Raw genomic sequence first — 15,489 nt, forward strand, 5'->3', positions numbered from 1 at the left:
TCCTTTCTTTGCACGAGCAAAGAAAGGGACGCCCTCCGCGGCGAGCGGCGCCATAATTCTTGAAAGAAGATACATCCCGCAAGGCCATCGAACCAAAGACTATCGCGGTTGTGGTGACGCCAGAGGTAGCCTGAAGAAACCGGTTTCGTTGGCCCTCTCCCCAACCCCTCTCCCGCAGGGAGAGGGGCTTGATCCGCGCGGCCATGGCCATCAAGCCTTTCTCTTCGACGAGCGGCACCATGCCAAAACAAAGCCAATTTCCGCCGCCTGCCACAAGCCTTCGCACCGAGTGACAGGGCATACTTCCCCTCCCCATCCTGTGCCCGCCGAGCCACCGCATGAACTCCACCGCATCCACCAAACTCCAGCAACTCCGCGAGTTGTCCGTCGTCGTCGCCGACACCGGCGACTACGACGCCATCAAGCGCCTCAAGCCCGTGGACTGCACCACCAATCCCACGCTGGTGAAGAAGGCACTGGATCTGCCGGTGTACGCCGACCTGATCGAAGAGCAACTGGCATGGGCGCGCGCGCAGGGCGGCGGAGAAGCGCTGGTGGACGAAGTAGTGGACCGCCTGACCGTCGGCGTGGGAGCGAAGCTTGCCGGCCTGATTCCCGGCCGCGTCTCGACCGAGGTCGATGCCGACCAGGCCTACGACACCGCCGCCACCGTCGCCAAGGCGCGCAAGTTCGTGCAGATGTATGCCGACCAGGGTATCGGCCGCGACCGCATCCTGATCAAGGTCGCCTCCACCTGGGAAGGCGTGGAAGCGGCACGTCAACTCCAGGCCGAAGGCATCGACTGCAACCTGACGTTGATCTTCAACCCGACCCAGGCCATCGCCTGCGCGGAAGCCGGTGCGTTCCTGATCTCGCCGTTCGTGGGCCGCATCCTCGACTGGTATGTCGCCAACGGCCAAGCACCGGCCAACATCGATGAGGATCCGGGCGTGGTGTTCGTGCGCGGCGTGTACGCGGAGTTCAAGCGGCGTGGTTCCGCGACGGTGGTGATGGGCGCCTCGTTCCGCTCGACCGCGCAGATCGAAGCGCTGGCGGGCTGCGATCGCCTGACCATCTCGCCGGACCTGCTCGAGAAGCTGGAGCAGGAAACGGGCGACCTGCCCCGCAAGCTGTCGCCTGGCGCCGCAGAGGCGGTGAACGTCGCACCGGTGACCGCCGAGAGCTTCGCCGCCGCGATCGAGGCCGATCCGATGGCGAAGGAAAAACTGGCTACCGGCATCGATGCGTTCGCCAAGGACCTGGCAGCGCTGCGCACGACCATCCGCGAGAAGCTCACTGTTTGAGCCTGCGCACGCTGCTCGTCCTCGCCATGCTGGCCTGTGTCGCCGGCTGGTGATTTTCCGACCATCGTGCGGGCCCGCGCGCACCGGCCGCAGCCGGTGACCTGTCGCTTGCCTGCCCGCTGCCACCCCGCGTGGCGGCGGGCGAGCCGCCGCCGCAGACGTACGTACCCGGCAACCTGTTGCCGTTCTCGTTGGACGCCGCCACGCTGACGCCGATCGCCGGCTTCAGCGTGGACGCACGCGTGTTGTCGCGGGAGGACTACGACAGGGGTCGCGAATCGGATCTCTCGCCCACCGACCTTGCCCTCGGCTGGGACCGCATGGCCGACGATGCCGTGATCGCCGCGCTCGATATCAGCCAGCCCTCGCGCTGGTATCGCTACCACTGGAGCGACCAGCCGCCGCTGCCACCGCGCGAGATCGCCAGCAGCAGCGCCAACATGCACATGATCCCGGGCAGCGATGCCATCGCACAGACGCTCGCAGGCGTCCGTCAGGGAGAGCGCGTGCGCATCGACGGATGGCTGGTCGAAGCGGAGGCGCGCGACGGCTGGCGTTGGCGCAGTTCCACCAGCCGCACCGACACCGGCGGCGGCACCTGCGAGGTCATCTACGTCTGTGGCATCACCCGGCTGTAGGAAAAGAGGCTGTCGTGGGAGCGACGTGAGTCGCGAACCGCCAAGGCCAGCTCAAACGGCTTCGCGACTCACGTCGCTCCCACACCAGCTTTCCTCAGGCGTCCAGCCCGATCGGGCAACTCACGCCGGTGCCGCCCAGGCCGCAGTACCCGTTCGGATTCTTCGCCAGGTATTGCTGGTGGTAGTCCTCGGCGTAGTAGAAAGGAGGCGCCGGATACACGACCTCGGTCGTGATATCGCCGTAGCCCGCCGCCTTCAAGTGCTGCTGGTAGGCCTGCTGGCTCGCTTCCGCGGCGGCCCGCTGTTCGGGTGTATGGCAGTGGATGCCGGAACGGTACTGCGTGCCAACGTCATTGCCCTGGCGCATGCCCTGGGTGGGATCGTGGCTTTCCCAGAACACCTGCAACAGGCGTTCGAACGACACCTGCGCCGGATCGTAGACCACGCGCACGACTTCGTTGTGGCCGGTCTGGCCGGAGCAGACTTCGTCGTAGGTCGCGTTCGGCGTACCGCCGCCGGCATAGCCGACGGACGTGCTGTACACGCCCGGCACGCTCCAGAACTTGCGTTCCGCGCCCCAGAAGCAGCCCAGGCCGAATTCGACCTGCTCCAGTCCGTCGAACGTGTCGCGCAGTGGGTGTCCGTTGACGAAATGCACGTTGTGCAGCGGCAACGGCGTGCTGCGTCCCGGCAGCATGTCTTCCGTGCGCGGCATGCGCTGCTTGTAGGCTCCGATACCCAGCATGGCGAACCTCGTGATCGTGGGGGAAGGACGGATCAGGCGGGCAGGATGCCGACACCTTCATCGTCGCCTTCCAAGATGGGGCCGTCGTCGCGCGATTCCAGCCCCAGCGCCTGCACGATGCCCTCTGCCTCGGGAAACGCCGGGTCCGGCACACAGACCCGCAGTACGCCGAACAGCGGCAGTTCGCCCATGCCCCCCAGCAGCGATTCGCCGAAGACGAACGCCGGGATCGCCGCCTCCTCCAGCGCGTGCTTCACCAGGTGGGCATCGAACAGGTTGTCGGCCAGGTAGACCACGCGCATGGATGTGTCCTCCGCGACCAGCCTACACCGGCCGTCCGTTACAGCGGAGCGCGCAATGCATCGGTGGCTGCAACCGATTCAGTTTCCGCCGCGGCCGCCTCGCGCCATTCACGCATTGCCGGCAGCGCGAACAGCGCGTCCATGTAGCGGCGCGCGACGGCGTCGACCGGCACGCCGTAGCCGTCGAAGCGGATCGCCACCGGCGCATACATCGCGTCGACGATGCCGAAATCACCGCACAGGAAGTCCCCGCCACGGCCTTGCGTATCGCGAAGCTGGCGCCACACCGCCTGCACGCGGTCGATGTCGCGCTGGGCGGCGGCATCCCAGCGGTAGGCGTCCGGTGTGCGCCTGCTGTTCATCGGCAGCTGCGTGCGCAGCGCCGTGAAGCCGGAATGCATCTCCGCTGCAGCGGCACGCGCCACCGCCCGCGCAGCGAGGTCGCGCGGCCAGCCCTGGCCATCCAGCCAACGCTCGTTGGCGTACTCGCAGATCGCCAGCGAATCCCAGACGTGCACGCCACCATCGTGCAGGGCGGGCACCTTGCCGGTCGGCGAGTGCCGCCCGACCTCCGTGGCGAACTCGGGCGTGTCGAGGGGCAGGCGAACTTCCTCGATCGCCACGCCGAAATGTCGCAGCAACAGCCACGGGCGCAGCGACCATGAGGAGTAGTTCTTGTTGCCGATGACCAGGACGGGAAGGCTCATGCGGGGATCCACGCGCGTCGGGCTGTTCAGGATAGACCAGCGCGGGCGCCAGACCGGCTAAACTGGCGTTTTTCCACGCCTCCCCACCCCGATGTCCGATACCGCCGCCCCATCCGCCCTCCCTTCTGACGATGCCGCCCCGGAAAAGCGGGACTTCATCCGCCAGATCGTGCGCGAGGACCTGGCTAGCGGTCGCCACACCGCGGTGAAGACGCGCTTCCCACCCGAGCCCAACGGCTACCTCCACATCGGCCACGCCAAGGCGATCTGCCTGGACTTCGGCATTGCCGGGGAGTTCGGCGGGGTGTGCAACCTGCGCCTGGACGACACCAATCCGGCCAAGGAAGACCCCGAGTACGTCCGCGCCATCCAGGACGACGTGCGCTGGCTGGGCTTCGACTGGCACGACCTGCGCCACGCCTCGGACTACTTCGAGGTGCTGTACCTGGCCGGCGAGAAGCTGATCCGCCAGGGCGACGCGTTCGTCTGCGATCTCACCGCCGAGCAGGTGCGGGAGTACCGCGGCACGCTGACCGAGCCCGGCCGCAACTCGCCGTACCGCGACCGTAGTGTCGAAGAGAACCTGGACCTGTTCCGCCGCATGCGCGCGGGCGAGTTCCCGGACGGCGCGCGCACGCTGCGCGCCAAGATCGACATGGCCAGCGGCAACATCAACCTGCGCGACCCGGCGCTGTACCGCATCAAGCACGTCGAGCACCAGAACACCGGCAACGACTGGCCGATCTATCCGATGTACGACTACGCGCACTCGCTGAGCGATGCGGTGGAAGGCATCACCCATTCGCTGTGCACGCTGGAGTTCGAAGACCACCGGCCGCTGTACGACTGGTGCGTGGACAAGGTGGACCTGGCCAACTCGCCGGACCTGATCGCGCCGCTGCTGGCGAAGGGCCTGCCGAAGGAAGCGAGCAAACCGCGCCAGATCGAATTCTCGCGCCTGAACTTCAACTACCTGGTGATGAGCAAGCGCAAGCTGCTCGCGATGGTGGAAGACAAGCTGGTCGACGGCTGGGACGACCCGCGCATGCCGACCCTGCAGGGCATCCGCCGCCGCGGCTATACGCCGGCGGCGCTGCGCCTGATGGTGGACCGCGTGGGCATCAGCAAGCAGAACTCGCTGCTGGACATCTCCATCCTGGAAGGTGCGCTGCGCGAGGATCTGGATGCCGCCGCGCCGCGCCGCATGGGCGTGATCGACCCGGTGAAGCTGGTACTCGCGAACCTGCCGGAAGGCCACGAGGAATCGCTGACATTCTCCAACCACCCGAAGGACGAATCCTTCGGCCAGCGCAGCGTGCCGTTCTCGCGCGAGCTGTGGATCGAGCGCGAGGACTTCGAGGAAGTGCCGCCGAAGGGCTTCAAGCGCCTGACCACCGGTGGTGAAGTGCGCCTGCGCGGCGCCGGTATCGTGCGCTGCGATGAAGTGGTCAAGAACGACACCGGCGAGATCGTCGAGTTGCGCGGCTGGCTGGACCCGGAATCGCGCCCCGGCATGGCCGGTGCGGAGCGCAAGATCAAGGGCACCATCCACTGGGTCAGCGCGAAGCACGCGGTGGCCGCCGAGATCCGCCTGTATGACCGCCTGTTCACCGTCGCCAACCCGGACGACGAGTCGGAAGGCAAGACCTACCGCGACTACATGAATCCGGAATCGCGCCGCACGGTGACCGGCTATGTCGAACCGGCAGCGGCGAGTGCAGCGCCCGAGCAGTCGTTCCAGTTCGAGCGCACCGGTTATTTCGTCACCGACCGCTACGACCACACACCGGAACGTCCCGTATTCAATCGCAGCGTGACCCTGCGCGACACCTGGGCCACCAAGGCCTGATGCCGGCGCCTTTCACCGCTTCTTGAGGTGGCGAAAGGCAGGCTGGCGGCACACCACCACCGAGGAAGGAGTCCGCCATGTCCCGCATCGCGCTGCGCCTGTTGCCTGCCTTGCTGTCCTGCCTGTTCCTGCTCGCCATGACGGGGTGCGCGGCACCGGCGTCCTCCGATGGCGTGGCGGCCGAGCCGCCACCCGCGTCGACGCCCACCCCCAAGCCGACCGGCGGGAATCTGCCACCACGCGAAGCCGGCGCGATCACCGTCGACTACGCCTGCAAGACCAGCGCGGACTGTGCGGTGAAGGACGTGGGCAACTGCTGCGGCACGATGCCGGCGTGCGTCAACAAGAACAGTCCGACCGATCCACAAGGCGTGAAAGCGCAGTGCGCGGCCAGCGGTCGCATGGGCGTCTGCGGCTTCGCCGACGTGACCGCGTGCCAGTGCGTCAGCGGCCGCTGCGAATCCGATTCCTCTTCCTCAAAACTGCCCGCACGTTGATGCTCTACCAACAGATCCATCTCACCCTGCCCGCCTGGACCCACGACCTTCTCGATCCCGCCGCGACGTTCGCGAGCGACGAGGACAAGGTCGCGCTGGCCATCGACCTGTCGCGCCGCAACGTGGACGCCAACACCGGCGGACCGTTCGGCGCGGTGGTGTTCGGCCCGGACCACCGCGTCATCGCCTTCGGCGTGAATCGCGTGATGCCGCACACCTGCTCGCTGGCGCATGCCGAGAACATGGCCTACATGCTGGCGCAGCAGCGCCTGCAGACGCCTCGCCTCAACGACCGCATCGCACCGGTGGTGCTGGCCACCTCCTCGCAGCCGTGCTGCCAGTGCTACGGCGCGACGGTATGGGCCGGTATCGACCGCTTGCTGATCGGCGCGCGCGCGGAAGACGTGATGGAACTGACCGAGTTCGACGAAGGCCCGCTGCCGGCGGACTGGGTGGGCGAGCTCAACAAGCGCGGCATCGAGGTCGTGCGCGACCTGTGCCGGGACGACGCGCGTGCGGTGCTCAAGCAGTACGGCGAGTCGGGCGGCGACAAATACTGAGCGACGCACGGAGAAGCCATCGCCCGCGGCTTCTCCTGTACCCTGTCCTCGCGGCAGGAGCCGCAGCCATCCGCTTCACGCGACCGTGCCATGTCATCGACGACCGGCCTGCTGGCTTATTGCCGCCAGGGATTCGAACCCGAACTTGCTGCCGAACTGACCGAGCGCGCCGCGCTGGCCGGGTTCGGCGGCTATGCGCGCGCGCAGCGCAACGATGGCTACGTCGCGTTCGTCTGCGAAGAGGCGGTGGCGCTGGATCGCGCCTTGCCCTGGCGTGACCTGATCTTCGCCCGGCAGAAGCTGCGGCTGCTCGCCGAACTGCGCGGCATCGACCCGAAGGACCGCATCACGCCGCTGCTTGCCGCGCTGGCCGGCAGCGGACGTTACGGCGACCTGTGGGTGGAGCATCCGGATTCGGACAGCGCCAAGCCGCTGGCCGGGCTGGCGCGCAGTTTCGGCAACGCGCTGCGTCCGGCGCTGCGCAAGGCCGGTTTCCTCAGCGAGAAGGACGATGCGCGCCTGCCGCGCCTGCACGTGGTGTTCGTGCAGGGCGACCACCTGTTCCTGTGCGTCGCCGACGCGCGCGACAGTGCGCCCTGGCCGCTCGGCATCCCCCGCCTGAAGCTGCTGCCCGATGCGCCATCGCGCTCGGCGCTGAAGCTGGAAGAAGCCTTCCTGTCGCTGCTCGACGAACACCAGCGCGAGGCGCTGCTGAAGCCGGGCATGACGGCCGCCGATCTCGGTGCAGCGCCGGGCGGCTGGACCTGGGTCCTCACCCGCCACCATCTGCGCGTGACCAGCGTGGACAACGGCCCTTTGCGCGAGCATGTACTGGCGACCGGACTTGTCGAGCACCTGCGCGCCGACGGCTTCCACTGGAAACCCTCGCAGCCGGTGGACTGGATGGTCTGCGACATGGTGGAGCAACCGCGGCGCGTGGCCGAACGCATGGCGCAGTGGTTCAGCGAAGGCTGGTGCCGGCATGCGGTGTTCAATCTCAAGCTGCCGATGAAGAAGCGCTGGGACGAGACCAAGCTTTGCCTGGACCTGTTCGCCGACCAGGCCGGCCGGTCGCTGGAGGTCCGCGCGCGTCAGCTCTACCACGACCGCGAAGAGATCACGGTGTTCGCCACGCCCGGCTGAGCCGGGGAGACCGGCCTACACGCCACCGGAGGGGATACGGATGACGTTGCATGGAATGAAGAAGCTGCTCGCACTGGCTTTGGTCGCCGGACTGACCGGCTGCATCCACACGGACGAAGCCGTGCCAACCCCGCAGCAGGAAAAGTTGCACGTCGCGTACGACGTGGTCGGCGATGGCGTCTTCAGTGCGGGCATCGAGGGGCCTGCGTCCGGTCCCGACGGCGCACTCTATGCAGTGAGTTTCGGCCACGACGGCACTATCGGTCGGGTGACGTTCGATCCGGACGGCACCGGGCGCGCGGACCTGTTCATGACGTTGCCCGAAGGCAGCACGGGCAACGGCATCCGCTTCGATGCGGACGGTTTCATGTACGTGGCCGACTACACCGGCCACCATATCCTGCGCATCGATCCGCGCGACCGTTCGGTGGGCGTGTTCGCCACGCTGCCGGGCGCGCACCAGCCCAATGACATCGCGTTCGCGCCCAATGGCATGTTCTACGCCAGCGATCCCGACTGGCGCACCGGCACCGGCCAGCTGTGGCGGATCCTCCCCTATGGCAGGGCCTCGCTGCTGGAAACCGGCATGGGCACCACCAACGGCGTGGAAGTCGGCCCAAAGGGCGATGTGCTGTACGTCAACGAGAGCGTGCAGCGGCGCGTGTGGGCCTACGATCTCGACGGCAGTGGCGAAATCTCCGGCAAGCGCCTGCTGGTCGCCTTCCCCGACCACGGCCTGGATGGCATGCGCACGGACGTTCGGGGCAACCTCTATATCGCCCGTTATGGGGCCGGCACGGTAGCGGTGGTGTCGCCGCAGGGCGAGGTCCTGCGCGAAGTGAAGCTGAAGGGCCAGAAACCCACCAATGTCGCCTTCGGCGGACCGGATGGACGCACCGTCTTCGTCACCCTTCAGGACCGGGGCGCCATCGAAGCCTTCCGCGCGGACTATCCGGGCCGCGAGACCGGCCTGTGACGGCGTGCCGCGGACGTCTCAGGCGCTGACACCCCGGCGTGGCAAGATGCCTCCCTGACATGGAGACCCGCGATGCTGCCGATCGAACTCAAGGACCCCGCCGGTTTCGGCAACGAGTTCCTGCGCCTGACCCTGCTGCAGGGCTTCCAGTCGCTGACCAAGCGCGACCTTGAACTGCTGATCTTCGTGCTGCTGGAACGCGACGGCGCCATCGGCCGCGACGAATCCAATTTCACCGTCGCCGGCAAGCTGCGGGTGACGCCGGCCAAGATCAAGGCGCTGCGTCGTGATGGTTACGCACGCTGGCGGGCACTGGTACCCGAGGAGCGCGATGCCGCCCTGCAACGCATCGTCGCGACGGCGTTGACCGAGACCAACCTGAAATCGGGTGCGAAGCATGTCAGCGAACGCAGCCGCAAGGAAGGCTTCCTCGCCATCCGCATCGAGCATCCCGACGACCATCAGCAGTTCGAACAGGCCATCCTCGACGTGGGCGCGCTGCCCGTGTACGAGCGCAATCGCGACGTGGTGGCGGTGCGATTCGATACGCTGCTGGCCATCGCGGAGCGATGGGGCTATCTGCAACCGGATCCGGCTGCCGTGACGGCCGAACTGAAAAAGCTGGTGCCCACGGCCGAAGAGGTCGCCGACCTGCTGAAGAAAGACGTCACCAAACTGCGCTGGCAGGACGCGCGCAATGCGCTCAACAGCCTCGGTGCCAAGGCGGTGACCAGCACAGCCGAGGGCGGCCTGAAGGGGCTGCTGAAGATCGTGTTCCCTTTCATCCCGGGCTGACCCGGTTCAGGCCGCCGCAATCTCCACCCGCGCGCCGCCGGTACGCGCAGAAGCGAAGATCGCGTCCAGCACCACCATGTCGCGCAATCCCTCTTCGCCCGGCACGCGCGGCGGCGTCCGCTGCAAGATGGCCAGCGCGTCGGCGTCCATCTGCCTCGCCTGCTGCGCGGGTGTCGCGCCGATCACCGCATCGAACCGGCGCCCGTCGCTGGCTTCGCCGCGAACGCCTTCGTAAGCCTGGAACGGCGACAGTTCGTACCATCCGTCCGCGCAGTCGGCGTGCAGCAGGTTCATGTTGCGGCCGAAGCTGGTCGCGCAGTCGGCCATGACGCCATCGGGGAATTCGAGCCGGAAGCGCATCGACTCGTCGACGCCGCGGAAGATGTCGGCGCGCTCCACATGCGGCGTCGCCGTCACCGCGATGGGCTCGGTACCGGTGGTATAGCGTGCGGCATTCAGTGCGTACACGCCCATGTCGTACATCGCGCCGCCGCCACGCACGGGATCCAGGCGCCAGTTGTCGCCGCTCGCACCGTCGAATCCGCGGAAGCCAGCTTCCGCGCGGATGCGCTGCAGGCGCCCGAACGGGTGCGACCGGGCCAATGCCATGACCGCCTGGGTATTGGGTTCGTGCTGCATGCGGTAGCCGATGGTCAGCTGCACGCGATGGTGCCGGCAGGCCTCGATCATCGTGCGCGCCTCCGCCGCGTCCATCGCCATCGGCTTCTCGCACCACACGTGCTTGCCCGCCGCCGCGGCGCGCAGGGTGAACGGCTTGTGCAGGTGGTTCGGCAGGACGACGTAGACGACGTCGATGTCGGGGTTGTCGGCGATACGGTCGAAGCCTGCGTAGTCGTAGATATTGCGGTCGGGAATGCGGTGACGACGCTGCCATTCCTCCGCCTTGGCCGGCGTGCCGGTCACGATGCCGGCCAGCCGGCACTGCTTCGTCATCTGCAGCGCGGGTGCGAGCAGGTCGCGGCTGTAGTAGCCCAGGCCGACCAGGGCGATGCCGAGCGGACGTTGCTGCTTCGCACGCGCCGCAGGAAGCATGCCGATCAGGCCGGCGGCGCCAAGCCCGCCCAGCACACGGCGGCGTGAAGGGTCATGGGAGGGGTGCGCAGGACTCATCGCGGATACTCCGGCCGGGAACGCCGAGGCTACCGCATGCGCTGCATGCGCGTCGTCAGCGCGTGCGTTGTCCTGCCGCGTGCCGCCAGAGGAAGTCCACCAGCGGCGGCACCTTGCCCGCGAGGCCCAGCAAGGGCCCGCGCACCAGGGTCAGGTGCATCTCATCGTTCGAGAACACCTTGTTGATGCCGTCGAAAGCATGGGCGGCGGTCGCGTTCTCGCTGCGTCGCTGCCTTGCCCACCGTTCAAGCCGGTGGGGCGCCGACCAGTCCGCATGCCGGGCCAACGCGTCACGGACACTTTCGCGCAAGGCCGCCACATCACGCAGGCCCAGGTTGACGCCCTGCCCGGCCAGGGGATGCACCACGTGCGCCGCGTCGCCGGCAACGATCACGCGGCCGGCGACATAGTCCTTCGCCAGTTGCCGCCGCAGCGGGAAGGCCGCCCGCGCCGATGCCACCACCACCTCGCCGAGTTGCCCGCCCATCGCCAGCGCGAGTTCATGGCCGAACGCCGCATCGTCGAGCGCCAGCACCCGAGCAGCTTCGGCGTCGGGGAGCGTCCAGACGATCGAGCTGCGGCCGTCGGTGAAGGGCAGGAAAGCCAGGGGACCGGTCGGCAGGAATCGTTGCCACGCCGTGTCCTCGTGCGGCCGCTGCGTCTGCACGAAGGCCACGACGCCCTGTTGCGCGTAATCGTGCGAGGCGACATCCAGGCCAGCGAGCCGGCGCAGCGTGGAGTCGGCGCCATCGGCGGCGACCGCAAGCCTGGCGTCGACGCGCGCGCCGTCGTCAAGCATCAACGTCACGCCCGCTTCGTCCTGTTCCATCGCGTCCACGCGGGCGGGACAGCACACCTGCACGCCCGCCGCCGGCAGGGCCGCCCACAACCGGTCCACCAGCAATGCGTTCTCGACAATCCAGCCCAGTTGCGAACGCCCCAGGGCATCGGCATCGAACTGGAGTTCATCGCCACCGGCGGCATCCCACACGCGCATGCGCCGATAGGGCTGCGCGCGCGCATCGCGCACCGCGTGCCATGCGCCAGCCTCCTCCAGCAGGGCCGCATTGTCGGGCGCGAACGCGTACACACGCAGGTCCGGCTGGTCCTGCGACCAGCGCGGAGGCTCGCGGCCTTCGACCAGCGTCACCTGCAATCCTTCGCGCGCCAGCACCAGGGCGCATGCCGCACCCACCACGCCGCCACCGACGACGGCCACATCGATCTGTCCGCGACGTTTCATGCGGTCTCCCCGCGACACAACGCCGGCACATCCCCGCGGAATCCCATGGCGCCTCCCACCAGGAACGACTGCAGCGAAGCGTGCGCATCCACCGCCACCAGGCCCAGGCTGCGTAGCGGTTTCAGCAGGGGCGACGGGTTGGCGGTCAGTCGCGCCAGCCCGTCGGAGAACGCCAGCGTGCGTTCGCGGTCTTCTTGCCGGCGCGTCGCATAGGCCGCGAGGCTGCCCGCCTCGCCGGGATCGTCGCTGCGGGCGATCTCTTCCGCCAACGTCAGCGCATCCCGCAGGCCCAGATTGAAACCCTGCGCGCCGATCGGATGGATCGTCTGCGCGGCATTGCCCAGCAGCACTGCGCGCTCGGCGACCAGCCGCTGCGCAACGACACGCACAAGGGGGTAGGCACTGCGCTCCCCGCTGCCGACCAGCCTGCCGATACGCCAGCCTGCCTCGCGCTGCAAGCGCGCAAGCCAGGCAGCCTCGTCCAGCGCCGCAACGGCGTCGGCCTCCGCGCGTGCCACGCCGTGCACCACGCCCCAGTGGCGATCGCCACGTGGCAGCAACGCCGTGGGACCGGCACCACCGAAACGCTCGTATGCCGTGCCATCCGGCGCACGCGCGGCGCGCACCCGGGCGACGAACAGGGTCTGCAGGTAGTCGTGTTCGTCCACCCCGATGCCGAGCGCATCGCGCACGGCGCTGCGCGTGCCATCGGCAGCCACCACCAGCCGCGCGCGCAGTTCGCGTTCGCCGCCGGCATCGGCGATGCGCAGGACGCGGCATCCCGCATCGCCCGACGCGAACCCGACAAAGCGTGCCGGCCGATACCGCGTCAGCCTCGTCAGCTGGTCGAGCCGCGTTTCCAGCGCCTCGCCGACATCGCGCGCGACGACCACCTGCCCGAAGACCTCGCGGCCATAGTCGCCTGCATCGAGCTGCACGCGACCGAAATCGCCCTGCCGGCTGATGTGGATGCGGCGGATCGGGCCGGTCGGCGCACGCAGCTGCTGCATCACCCCCAGCACGGTCAGCGCATTGACGGTGGCCGCCGCGAAGCTGAGGTTGCGCTGGTCGAACACCGCCGGCATCTGGCCCGCAGGCGTCGCTTCGACCAGCCCCACGTCCAGTCCCTGCCGGTCCAGGGCGATGGCCAGGCTTGCACCCACCAGCCCGCCGCCCACGATCACCACGTCATGCCGTTCTGTCATGCGGCCATGATACCGCCCCGGTCTCCAGGCCCCTTCCTGCGGCCTGCCGGACGCAGGCTCCGGTAGAATGCGGGGCTGAGTCTCCGGAACCCTGCCGATGAACACCACTTTCCAACGCGCCCTCGTGCTGGCGCTGGTCGCCGCCCTGCTGGTCCTCACCCGCCTGCACCTGCCCACCACGTTCGGCCACATCGGCCCGTTGCCCGACGCCAGCTGGGCCGCCTTCTTCATCGGCGGCTACTATCTGCGCACGTGGTCGCGCTGGGCGTTCCCGCTGTTCATGGCGGCAGCGGTCGTGGTGGATTACATCGTCATCAGCGGCCAGGGCATCAACTTCTGGACGCACTACTGCGTATCGCCGGCGTACTGGTTCCTGCTGCCGGCCTACGGCGCGCTCTGGCTGAGTGGCACGATGCTGCGCCGCTACCAGACCGCGAATCATGGCCGCACGCTGGCGCTGCTGGTCGGCAGCCTGCTGGCCTCGGTCACCGTCTGCCACCTGCTGAGCCAGGGCAGCTTCTACTGGCTGAGCCCGGTCGTCAGCGAACCGACGCTGGCCGGCTGGTGGAAGAACTTCAGCGACTGGTACCTGCCGTACCTGCGCGTGGCCGCGATCTACGTGGGCCTGGCCGTCATCGTGCACGTGATGGTCGAACAGGTCGTGCGCCTGGCCAAGCCGCACGGCCGCACCGCGGACTGACCGGGTCGGCGACACGATGGGCAACCGCCTCTCGAAGATCTACACGCGCACCGGCGACGACGGCAGTACGGGGCTGGGCGATGGCACGCGCGTGGGCAAGGATTCCGCGCGCGTCACCGCCTACGGCACGGTGGACGAAGCCAATTCGGCCATCGGCGTGCTGCTCGCGGTGCCCGGCGTGGCCGAGGACATCCGCGCGCTGTTGACCACTGTGCAGCACCAGTTGTTCGACCTGGGCGGCGAGCTGTGCATCCCCGGCCATGCCGCGATCACCGGCGACGACGTGGATGCGCTGGAAAAGCAGCTGGACCACTACAACGACGACCTGCCGCCGCTGAAGGATTTCATCCTGCCGGCCGGCGGCGAGGCCGCGTCGCGCTGCCATCTGGCCCGGACCATCGTGCGCCGCGCCGAGCGCGAGACCGTGACCTTGGCCCGCCACGACGCGGTGCGGCCGGAAGCGATCCGCTACCTCAACCGGCTTTCGGACCTGCTGTTCGTGCTGGCCCGCGTACTGGCGCGCGCCGACGGCCAGGGCGAAGTGCTGTGGAAGCACGAACGACGCCATTCCTGAGCGGGCGTCTTCCCCCAAGGTCGGATGCCGGCGCACCCGGCCCCGCGCTTAGAATGGCGCCGGACTTCCATTGCGGAGAGGCGGATCCCGCCCCGTCGAGGGCAACGCCGGCACCTTGATCATCTTCACCCACCCCGCCTGCCTGCTGCACGATCCCGGCCCCGACCATCCGGAGCGGCCGGCGCGGCTCGAAGTAGTGCTCGAGGCACTCCGGCTGCACCATGGCGACGCCGATTGGCGCGAGGCCCCGATGGCGAAGCTCGGCGACCTGCGCCGGGTGCACGACGAGGCGCTCGTGCGCGAAGTGCTGGAAGCGGATGTGTCCGGCTACCGCATGCTCGATCCGGATACGGTGTTGTGCCCGGCCTCGCGTGCCGCCGCCCTGCGTGCCGCCGGTGCCGGCGTAGCGGCGGTGGATGCCGTGATGAATGGCGAGGACCTGACCGCGTTCTGCGCGGTGAGGCCACCCGGCCACCACGCGACCAGCAGTGCCGCCATGGGCTTCTGCCTGTTCAACAACATCGCCGTGGCGGCCGCGTACGCCTGCGACAAGCACGGGCTGGAGCGCGTGGCCGTCATCGACTTCGATGTGCACCACGGCAACGGCACCCAAGCGATTTTCTACGACGACCCACGGGTGGCCTACTTCAGCAGCCACGAGTCGGGGATCTACCCGCACAGCGGCGCGCCCTACGAGCGAGGCGTGGGCAACGTGTTCAACGCGTTGCTGCCGCCGGGCAGTGGCGGTTTCCGTTTCCAGAACACCTGGGCGGACGAACTTCTGCCTGCGCTGGACGACTTCAAGCCCCAGTTGCTGCTGGTCTCGGCCGGTTTCGACGCGCACATGCGGGATCCGCTGGCGGACCTGATGCTGGAGACCGAAGACTTCGGGTGGCTGACCCGGCAGTTGCGCGCCCTGGCACAGCGCCATGCCGGAGGACGGATCGTCTCGATGCTCGAGGGGGGCTACGACCTGGAAGCCCTTCGGGAATGTGCCGTGGCCCACCTGGACGCGCTGCGCTGAGACCCCGGGCCTGTCGCTGAACCCCGCCCGACATCGGCCGAAGGCCTTCATTGCCCGCATGCATGGGATGGGGCAAGCTAACGGCCGTTTTTCGTT

17 protein-coding genes are annotated in these 15,489 nt (G+C 68.2%); 11 read left to right on the forward strand and 6 right to left on the reverse strand.

Annotation, left to right across the window (positions count from 1 at the left end):
- The first annotated feature begins 338 nt into the window (after positions 1-338).
- Positions 339-1,304: a transaldolase gene (locus OY559_RS15150; RefSeq protein ID WP_277727038.1), complete on the forward strand. Its 966-nt coding sequence runs from the start codon at positions 339-341 to the stop codon at positions 1,302-1,304.
- A gap of 131 nt (positions 1,305-1,435) precedes the next feature.
- Positions 1,436-1,942 carry a hypothetical protein gene (locus OY559_RS15155; RefSeq protein ID WP_277727039.1) on the forward strand — a complete coding sequence of 169 codons (507 nt, stop codon included), beginning with the start codon at positions 1,436-1,438 and terminating at the stop codon, positions 1,940-1,942.
- A gap of 94 nt (positions 1,943-2,036) precedes the next feature.
- Here OY559_RS15155 and msrA read toward each other — a convergent pair whose 3' ends face one another.
- Genes msrA through OY559_RS15170 form a run of 3 tightly spaced genes read right to left on the reverse strand, consistent with a single transcriptional unit; the run spans position 2,037 to position 3,696 of the window.
- On the reverse strand, positions 2,037-2,687 hold the full coding sequence (msrA, locus tag OY559_RS15160) for a peptide-methionine (S)-S-oxide reductase MsrA (RefSeq protein ID WP_277727040.1): 651 nt from the start codon (positions 2,685-2,687) through the stop codon (positions 2,037-2,039).
- A gap of 32 nt (positions 2,688-2,719) precedes the next feature.
- Positions 2,720-2,989, reverse strand: a complete 270-nt coding sequence (locus tag OY559_RS15165) for a putative signal transducing protein (RefSeq protein WP_277727041.1) — start codon at positions 2,987-2,989, stop codon at positions 2,720-2,722.
- A gap of 38 nt (positions 2,990-3,027) precedes the next feature.
- On the reverse strand, positions 3,028-3,696 hold the full coding sequence (locus OY559_RS15170) for a glutathione S-transferase family protein (RefSeq protein WP_277727042.1): 669 nt from the start codon (positions 3,694-3,696) through the stop codon (positions 3,028-3,030).
- 91 nt (positions 3,697-3,787) lie between these two features.
- Between OY559_RS15170 and OY559_RS15175 the strand changes: the two genes are divergently transcribed.
- From OY559_RS15175 to OY559_RS15200, 6 genes are all read left to right on the forward strand, one after another.
- Complete coding sequence (locus tag OY559_RS15175; protein WP_277727043.1) at positions 3,788-5,545, forward strand: glutamine--tRNA ligase/YqeY domain fusion protein; 1,758 nt, start codon at positions 3,788-3,790, stop codon at positions 5,543-5,545.
- Positions 5,546-5,622: 77 nt separating this feature from the next.
- Positions 5,623-6,042 (forward strand): hypothetical protein, encoded by a 420-nt coding sequence (locus tag OY559_RS15180; protein ID WP_277727044.1) that lies wholly within the window; start codon positions 5,623-5,625, stop codon positions 6,040-6,042.
- Positions 6,042-6,602: a nucleoside deaminase gene (locus OY559_RS15185; RefSeq protein WP_277727045.1), complete on the forward strand. Its 561-nt coding sequence runs from the start codon at positions 6,042-6,044 to the stop codon at positions 6,600-6,602. The genes OY559_RS15180 and OY559_RS15185 overlap by 1 nt, the downstream gene beginning before the upstream one ends.
- A 90-nt stretch (positions 6,603-6,692) precedes the next feature.
- The gene (gene rlmM / locus OY559_RS15190) at positions 6,693-7,745 is read left to right on the forward strand and encodes a 23S rRNA (cytidine(2498)-2'-O)-methyltransferase RlmM (protein ID WP_277727046.1); all 1,053 of its coding nucleotides are present in this window, start codon (positions 6,693-6,695) and stop codon (positions 7,743-7,745) included.
- 40 nt (positions 7,746-7,785) lie between these two features.
- A complete protein-coding gene (locus OY559_RS15195; protein WP_277727047.1) occupies positions 7,786-8,721 on the forward strand; it encodes an SMP-30/gluconolactonase/LRE family protein in 936 nt (311 codons plus the stop codon).
- 72 nt (positions 8,722-8,793) lie between these two features.
- Complete coding sequence (locus OY559_RS15200) at positions 8,794-9,516, forward strand: hypothetical protein (protein WP_277727048.1); 723 nt, start codon at positions 8,794-8,796, stop codon at positions 9,514-9,516.
- A 6-nt stretch (positions 9,517-9,522) separates the two neighbouring features.
- Here OY559_RS15200 and OY559_RS15205 read toward each other — a convergent pair whose 3' ends face one another.
- The 3 genes from OY559_RS15205 to ubiH are packed head-to-tail and all read right to left on the reverse strand — an operon-like array spanning position 9,523 to position 13,095.
- Positions 9,523-10,647: a Gfo/Idh/MocA family protein gene (locus OY559_RS15205; protein WP_277727049.1), complete on the reverse strand. Its 1,125-nt coding sequence runs from the start codon at positions 10,645-10,647 to the stop codon at positions 9,523-9,525.
- Positions 10,648-10,702: 55 nt separating this feature from the next.
- Entirely contained in the window at positions 10,703-11,890 is a 1,188-nt protein-coding gene (locus tag OY559_RS15210) for a UbiH/UbiF family hydroxylase (protein ID WP_277727051.1), read from the reverse strand.
- Positions 11,887-13,095, reverse strand: a complete 1,209-nt coding sequence (ubiH, locus tag OY559_RS15215) for a 2-octaprenyl-6-methoxyphenyl hydroxylase (RefSeq protein WP_277727052.1) — start codon at positions 13,093-13,095, stop codon at positions 11,887-11,889. Before ubiH ends, OY559_RS15210 begins: the two co-directional genes overlap by 4 nt.
- Positions 13,096-13,192: 97 nt before the next feature.
- Here ubiH and OY559_RS15220 point away from each other — a divergent pair, with 97 nt between their 5' ends.
- The 3 genes from OY559_RS15220 (at position 13,193) to OY559_RS15230 (ending at position 15,393) form a co-directional block, all read left to right on the forward strand.
- Positions 13,193-13,795 (forward strand): hypothetical protein, encoded by a 603-nt coding sequence (locus OY559_RS15220; protein ID WP_277727054.1) that lies wholly within the window; start codon positions 13,193-13,195, stop codon positions 13,793-13,795.
- A gap of 16 nt (positions 13,796-13,811) precedes the next feature.
- A complete protein-coding gene (locus OY559_RS15225; protein ID WP_277727056.1) occupies positions 13,812-14,369 on the forward strand; it encodes a cob(I)yrinic acid a,c-diamide adenosyltransferase in 558 nt (185 codons plus the stop codon).
- Positions 14,370-14,484: 115 nt separating this feature from the next.
- Complete coding sequence (locus tag OY559_RS15230) at positions 14,485-15,393, forward strand: histone deacetylase family protein (protein ID WP_277727057.1); 909 nt, start codon at positions 14,485-14,487, stop codon at positions 15,391-15,393.
- Positions 15,394-15,489: the final 96 nt, after the last annotated feature.

The organism is Pseudoxanthomonas sp. SE1, from assembly GCF_029542205.1.
GTDB lineage: Bacteria > Pseudomonadota > Gammaproteobacteria > Xanthomonadales > Xanthomonadaceae > Pseudoxanthomonas_A.

Coding starts and splice junctions, on each gene's coding strand:
- OY559_RS15165 (WP_277727041.1), bottom strand. CDS start 2,989: ATGCGCGTGGTCTACCTGGCCGACAACCTGTTCGATGCCCACCTGGTG.
- OY559_RS15210 (WP_277727051.1), bottom strand. CDS start 11,890: ATGAAACGTCGCGGACAGATCGATGTGGCCGTCGTCGGTGGCGGCGTG.
- OY559_RS15220 (WP_277727054.1), top strand. CDS start 13,193: ATGAACACCACTTTCCAACGCGCCCTCGTGCTGGCGCTGGTCGCCGCC.
- OY559_RS15170 (WP_277727042.1), bottom strand. CDS start 3,696: ATGAGCCTTCCCGTCCTGGTCATCGGCAACAAGAACTACTCCTCATGG.
- OY559_RS15175 (WP_277727043.1), top strand. CDS start 3,788: ATGTCCGATACCGCCGCCCCATCCGCCCTCCCTTCTGACGATGCCGCC.
- msrA (WP_277727040.1), bottom strand. CDS start 2,687: ATGCTGGGTATCGGAGCCTACAAGCAGCGCATGCCGCGCACGGAAGAC.
- OY559_RS15205 (WP_277727049.1), bottom strand. CDS start 10,647: ATGAGTCCTGCGCACCCCTCCCATGACCCTTCACGCCGCCGTGTGCTG.
- OY559_RS15185 (WP_277727045.1), top strand. CDS start 6,042: ATGCTCTACCAACAGATCCATCTCACCCTGCCCGCCTGGACCCACGAC.
- OY559_RS15180 (WP_277727044.1), top strand. CDS start 5,623: ATGTCCCGCATCGCGCTGCGCCTGTTGCCTGCCTTGCTGTCCTGCCTG.
- ubiH (WP_277727052.1), bottom strand. CDS start 13,095: ATGACAGAACGGCATGACGTGGTGATCGTGGGCGGCGGGCTGGTGGGT.
- OY559_RS15150 (WP_277727038.1), top strand. CDS start 339: ATGAACTCCACCGCATCCACCAAACTCCAGCAACTCCGCGAGTTGTCC.
- OY559_RS15225 (WP_277727056.1), top strand. CDS start 13,812: ATGGGCAACCGCCTCTCGAAGATCTACACGCGCACCGGCGACGACGGC.
- OY559_RS15195 (WP_277727047.1), top strand. CDS start 7,786: ATGACGTTGCATGGAATGAAGAAGCTGCTCGCACTGGCTTTGGTCGCC.
- OY559_RS15200 (WP_277727048.1), top strand. CDS start 8,794: ATGCTGCCGATCGAACTCAAGGACCCCGCCGGTTTCGGCAACGAGTTC.
- rlmM (WP_277727046.1), top strand. CDS start 6,693: ATGTCATCGACGACCGGCCTGCTGGCTTATTGCCGCCAGGGATTCGAA.